This window comes from Pseudomonas fuscovaginae SE-1, assembly GCF_000364705.1.
Taxonomy (GTDB): Bacteria; Pseudomonadota; Gammaproteobacteria; order Pseudomonadales; family Pseudomonadaceae; genus Aquipseudomonas; species Aquipseudomonas fuscovaginae_A.
Window position 1 is genome coordinate 1 of the sequence record NZ_AQOH01000371.1, and the last position, 5,664, is coordinate 5,664.

A 5,664-nucleotide genomic window follows, 5' to 3' on the forward strand; every position below is an offset into this window, starting at 1 on the left:
GCATGCGCCGCTCTCCAGGGCGCAACCCACCCCCTAGCGGTTTTGAACGCCATGAACAGCACCACTGCAAAAGCTCATATGGACCTCCGCCAACCGCTGCGCAAAAGCCGTCTGCGCAATCCCGGCTGGTTCCTGGTCAGCCCCTCGGTGGCCTTGTTGCTACTGTGGATGATCGTGCCGCTGGGCATGACCCTGTACTTTTCGCTGATCCGCTACAACCTGCTCTACCCCGGCGAAAACAACTACGTCGGGCTGGAGAACTTCAGCTACTTCCTCACCGACTCGGGCTTCCTGCCGGGCGCCGCCAATACCCTGTTGCTGGTGGGCAGCGTGCTGCTGATCAGCGTGGTGTTCGGCGTGCTGATCTCGGCCCTGCTGGAGGCCAGCGAGTTTCTCGGCCGCGGCATCGTCCGGGTGCTGCTGATCTCGCCATTCTTCATCATGCCCACGGTCGGTGCGCTGATCTGGAAGAACCTGCTGTTCCATCCGGTCTCTGGGGTGCTCGCCGCCGTCTGGCGCCTGTTCGGTGCCGAGCCGGTGGACTGGCTGGCGCACTACCCGCTGCTGTCGATCATCATCATCGTCTCCTGGCAATGGCTGCCCTTCGCCATCCTGATCCTGATGACCGCCATGCAGTCCCTCGACCAGGAGCAGAAGGAAGCCGCACGCCTGGACGGTGCCGGCCCACTGGCGATCTTCTGGCACCTGACCCTGCCGCACCTGGCCCGGCCCATCGCCGTGGTGGTGATGATCGAAACCATCTTCCTGCTGTCGGTGTTCGCCGAAATCTTCACCACCACCAACGGCGGCCCCGGCTACGCCTCGACCAACCTCGCCTACCTGATCTACAACCAGGCGCTGGTGCAGTTCGACGTCGGCATGGCCTCCGCCGGCGGGCTGATCGCCGTGGTCATCGCCAACATCGCGGCGATCATCCTGGTGCGGATGCTCGGCAAAAACCTGACAGACCAGCCTTGAGGCCCGCGCCATGACCCTGACTCTCAAACAATCGCGCCGCCTGCAGAGCGTGCTGCTCGGCATTCTGGCCTGGACCATCGCCCTGCTGATCTTCTTTCCGATCTTCTGGATGGTGCTGACCAGCTTCAAGAGCGAAATCGACGCCTTCGCCACGCCGCCGCAGTTCATCTTCAGCCCGACCCTGGAGAACTACCTGCACATCCAGGAGCGCAGCGGCTACCTGCGCTTCGCCTGGAACTCGGTAGTGGTGTCCTTCAGCGCCACCGCCCTGTGCCTGCTGATCGCGGTACCGGCCGCCTACTCCATGGCGTTCTACGAGACCCAGCGGACCAAGCGCACCCTGCTGTGGATGCTCTCCACCAAGATGCTGCCACCGGTGGGCGTGCTGATGCCGATCTATCTGCTGGCCAAGTCGTTCAACCTGCTCGATACCCGCCTGGCGCTGATCGTGATCTATACCCTGATCAACCTGCCGATCGTGATCTGGATGGTGTACACCTACTTCAAGGACATCCCCCGGGACATCCTCGAGGCCGCCCGTCTCGACGGCGCCACGCTGCTGCAGGAAATGCTGCGGGTGCTGCTGCCGATCAGCAAGGGTGGCCTGGCCTCGACCCTGCTGCTGTCGCTGATACTGTGCTGGAACGAAGCCTTCTGGTCACTGAACCTGACTTCTTCCAACGCCGCCCCCCTGACCGCGCTGATCGCCTCCTACTCCAGCCCCGAGGGGCTGTTCTGGGCCAAGTTGTCCGCCGTCTCGACTCTCGCCTGTGCGCCGATCCTGATCTTTGGCTGGATCAGCCAGAAACAGCTGGTGCGCGGCCTGTCCTTCGGTGCCGTGAAGTAATGAATACAACACGGCCCCGGTAGGATCGGGCTTGCCCGCGAAGGCGCCGGACCAGACACCGCAATTCGTCGGATCCGGCCTCTTGGCGGGCAAGCCCGGCTCCTACAGGGACCGGTGTTCTGCCAAACAATCGAGGAGCCACACCATGGCCAACCTGAAAATCAAGCATCTGCAAAAAGGCTTCGAAGGCCTCTCCATCATCAAGGGCATCGACCTGGAAGTACGCGACCGCGAGTTCGTGGTCTTCGTCGGCCCGTCCGGCTGCGGCAAGTCGACCCTGCTGCGGCTGATCGCCGGCCTCGAGGAAGTCACCTCGGGCACCATCGAACTGGACGGACGCGACATCACCGACGTCAGCCCGGCCAAGCGCGACCTGGCGATGGTGTTCCAGACCTACGCGCTCTACCCGCACATGAGCGTACGCAAGAACATGTCCTTCGCCCTGGACCTGGCCGGCGTGGCCAAGGCCGAGGTCGAGCGCAAGGTCAGCGAAGCCGCACGCATCCTCGAACTGGGGCCACTGCTCGAACGCAAGCCCAAGCAGCTCTCCGGCGGCCAGCGCCAGCGCGTGGCCATTGGCCGGGCCATCGTGCGCAACCCGAAGATCTTCCTGTTCGACGAGCCGCTGTCCAACCTCGACGCCGCCCTGCGGGTGCAGATGCGCCTGGAGCTGGCGCGCCTGCACAAGGAACTGCAGGCGACCATGATCTACGTGACCCACGACCAGGTCGAAGCCATGACCCTGGCCGACAAGGTGGTGGTGCTCAATGGCGGGCGCATCGAGCAGGTCGGCTCGCCCCTGGAGCTGTACCACGCCCCCGTCAACCTGTTCGTCGCGGGCTTTCTCGGCACACCGAAGATGGGTTTCCTCAAGGGCAGGATCAGCCGAATCGACAGCCAGGGCTGCGAGGTCGAACTGGAAGCCGGTACCCGCATCGCCCTGGCACAGAGCGGCGCCAGCCTCAGCGTCGGCAGCCCGGTAACCCTGGGTATCCGTCCGGAGCATCTGGAGATCGCCAAGCCCGGCGACTGCATCCTGCGCGTCACCGCCGACGTCGGCGAGCGCCTGGGCAGCGACACCTACTGCCATGTCCGTACCCGCTCCGGCGAGGCACTGACCATGCGTATCCGCGGCGACCTGGCCAGCCAGTACGGCGAAACCCTGGATCTGCACCTGGACAGCCGGCACTGCCACCTTTTCGATGCCGACGGCGTTGCCCTGCCCCGCGCGCTGCGCGCCGCGGCCTGACTACAGAGAATCCTGCAATGAATCTGAACAAGCAGAACCTGCACAACCTGTCGCCGCAAATCGCCGTACCCGGGTACGTGGCGAGCGACACCCGGCATGGCATCGCCCATATCGGCGTCGGCGGTTTCCACCGCGCCCACCAGGCCTACTACACCGACGCCCTGATGAACCTCGGCGATGGCCACGACTGGAGCATCTGCGGTATCGGCCTGCGCCGCGAGGACCAGGGCGTGCGCGACGCCCTGGCGGCCCAGGACTACCTCTATACCCTCTACGAACTGGGCGACGGCGACGACACCGAAACCCGCGTCATCGCCTCCATCAGCGACATGCTGCTGGCCCAGGACGGCGCCCAGGCGCTGATCGACAAGCTGGCCTCGCCCGAAATCCGCATCGTCTCGCTGACCATCACCGAAGGTGGCTACTGCATCGACGACAGCAACGGCGAGTTCATGAGTCACTTGCCACAGATCCAGCATGATCTGAGGCATCCGGACACGCCACAGACGGTCTTCGGCTTCCTCTGCGCGGCCCTGGCGAAACGCCGGGCCAGCGGTATCCCGGCCTTCACCCTGATGTCCTGCGATAACCTGCCGCACAATGGCGCGGTGACCCGCAAGGCGCTGCTGGCCTTTGCCGCGCTGCGCGATGCCGGGCTGCAGGAGTGGATCGCCGCCAACGTGAGCTTTCCCAACGCCATGGTCGACCGCATCACGCCGATGACCAGCGCCGCCCACCGCCTGCAACTGCATGACGAGCACGGGGTCGACGACGCCTGGCCGGTGGTCTGCGAACCCTTCGTGCAATGGGTGCTGGAGGACAAGTTCGGCAACGGCCGACCCGCCTGGGAAAAGGTCGGTGTACAGTTCACCGACGACGTCACACCCTACGAGGAGATGAAGATCAAGCTGCTCAACGGCAGCCATCTGGCCCTCACCTACCTGGGCTTCCTCAAGGGCTACCGCTTCGTCCACGAGACCATGAACGACCCGCTGTTCGTCGCCTACATGCGCGCCTACATGGATCTGGACGTCACCCCGCAACTGGCACCGGTGCCGGGCATCGACCTGGGCGACTACAAGAACACCCTGGTCGAACGCTTCTCCAACCAGGCGATTGCCGACCAGTTGGAGCGGGTGTGCTCCGACGGTTCCTCGAAGTTTCCCAAGTTCACCGTGCCGACCATCAATCGACTGATCGCCGATGGTCGCGACACCGAGCGCGCCGCGCTGGTGGTGGCGGCCTGGGCCCTGTACCTCAAGGGCGTCGACGAGAACGGCGTGCGCTACCGCATCCCCGACCCACGGGCCGAGTTCTGCCAGGCGCTGGTCGCCGATGACACCCTGATCGTGCAGCGCCTGCTGGGCGTGGAAGAGATCTTCGGTACGGCGATTCCCAAGTCCGAAGCTTTCGTCGCGGCGTTCGAGCACTGCTACAACAGCCTACGGGAAGTGGGCGTGAGCCAGACGTTGGAACGCTTGCTGAGCCGGATCTGATCCCCATGGGTGAAACGCCACCCTCCCGTTGTGGGAGCCGGCTTGCTGGCGATAGCGAGGCCAGCAGCGCCGGATACCTCACTGGGTGGCCGCCTTTGGCGGATCGCCAGCAAGCGGAGCGCCGCCCGGCCGGCTCCCACAAGGATTGTGCTGAAACCACCATCGTCTACAGCCCCAACTGCCAGGCACTGCCATGAACCAGACACTCTACCTCGGCATCGACTGCGGCACCCAAGGCACCAAGGCCCTCGTCCTCGACAGTACGAGTGGCCAGGTCCTGGGCCAGGGCAGCGCCCCCCACGAGCTGATCAGCGGCGCCAACGGCCGCCGCGAACAGGACACCCGGCAATGGCTGGAGGCGTTCACCCAGGCCACCCACCAGGCCCTGCGGGCCGCGCAGGTCGACGGCCAGGCCATCCTCGGCATCGGCGTGTCCGGCCAGCAGCACGGCCTGGTGCTGCTCGACGAACAGGGCCAGGTCCTGCGCCCGGCGAAACTCTGGTGCGACACCGAAAGCACTCCGCAAAACCGGCAGTTGCTGGACTACCTGGGCGGCGAACAAGGCTCGCTGGAGCGACTGGGCCTGGTGATCGCCCCCGGCTATACCGTGTCAAAGCTGCTCTGGACCCGGGAATACCACCCGGACCTGTTCGCCCGCATCGCCCACATTCTGCTGCCCCACGACTATCTCAACCACTGGCTCACCGGTCGCGCCTGTGCCGAATATGGCGATGCTTCCGGCAGCGGCTACTTCGATGTCCGCCAGCGCTGCTGGGATCTATCGCTGCTGAACCATATCGATCCCAGTGGCCGGCTGCAGAACGCCCTGCCGGATCTGATCGAGGCCCGCCAACCGGTCGGCCGGATACTGCCCGAGATCGCCCGGCAACTGGGCATCAACCCCCAGGCCCTGGTCGCCAGCGGCGGTGGCGACAACATGATGGGCGCCATCGGTACCGGCAACATCCGCCCCGGTGTGATCACCATGAGCCTCGGCTCGTCCGGCACGGTCTACGCCTATGCCGGACAGCCGCTGGTCAGCCCGGACGCCGCGGTCGCCGCCTTCTGCTCCTCCAGCGGCGGCTGGCTGCCGC

Annotated in this window: 5 protein-coding genes; all 5 read left to right on the plus strand. The window is 65.1% G+C overall.

Translation table 11 applies throughout. The features are described 5' to 3' along the window. Nucleotides 1-51: 51 nt before the first annotated feature. Complete coding sequence (locus tag K675_RS0129060) at nucleotides 52-978, plus strand: carbohydrate ABC transporter permease (protein ID WP_026145632.1); 927 nt, start codon at nucleotides 52-54, stop codon at nucleotides 976-978. 10 nt (nucleotides 979-988) lie between these two features. Next, on the plus strand, nucleotides 989-1,825 hold the full coding sequence (locus tag K675_RS0129065) for a carbohydrate ABC transporter permease (protein WP_017906976.1): 837 nt from the start codon (nucleotides 989-991) through the stop codon (nucleotides 1,823-1,825). 145 nt (nucleotides 1,826-1,970) lie between these two features. Continuing rightward, complete coding sequence (locus K675_RS0129070; RefSeq protein WP_017906977.1) at nucleotides 1,971-3,074, plus strand: ABC transporter ATP-binding protein; 1,104 nt, start codon at nucleotides 1,971-1,973, stop codon at nucleotides 3,072-3,074. 17 nt (nucleotides 3,075-3,091) lie between these two features. Next, on the plus strand, nucleotides 3,092-4,570 hold the full coding sequence (locus K675_RS0129075; RefSeq protein WP_017906978.1) for a mannitol dehydrogenase family protein: 1,479 nt from the start codon (nucleotides 3,092-3,094) through the stop codon (nucleotides 4,568-4,570). A 193-nt stretch (nucleotides 4,571-4,763) separates the two neighbouring features. Beyond that, a partial coding sequence (gene xylB, locus K675_RS0129080) for a xylulokinase (RefSeq protein ID WP_017906979.1) occupies nucleotides 4,764-5,664 on the plus strand: 901 nt, incomplete at its 3' end.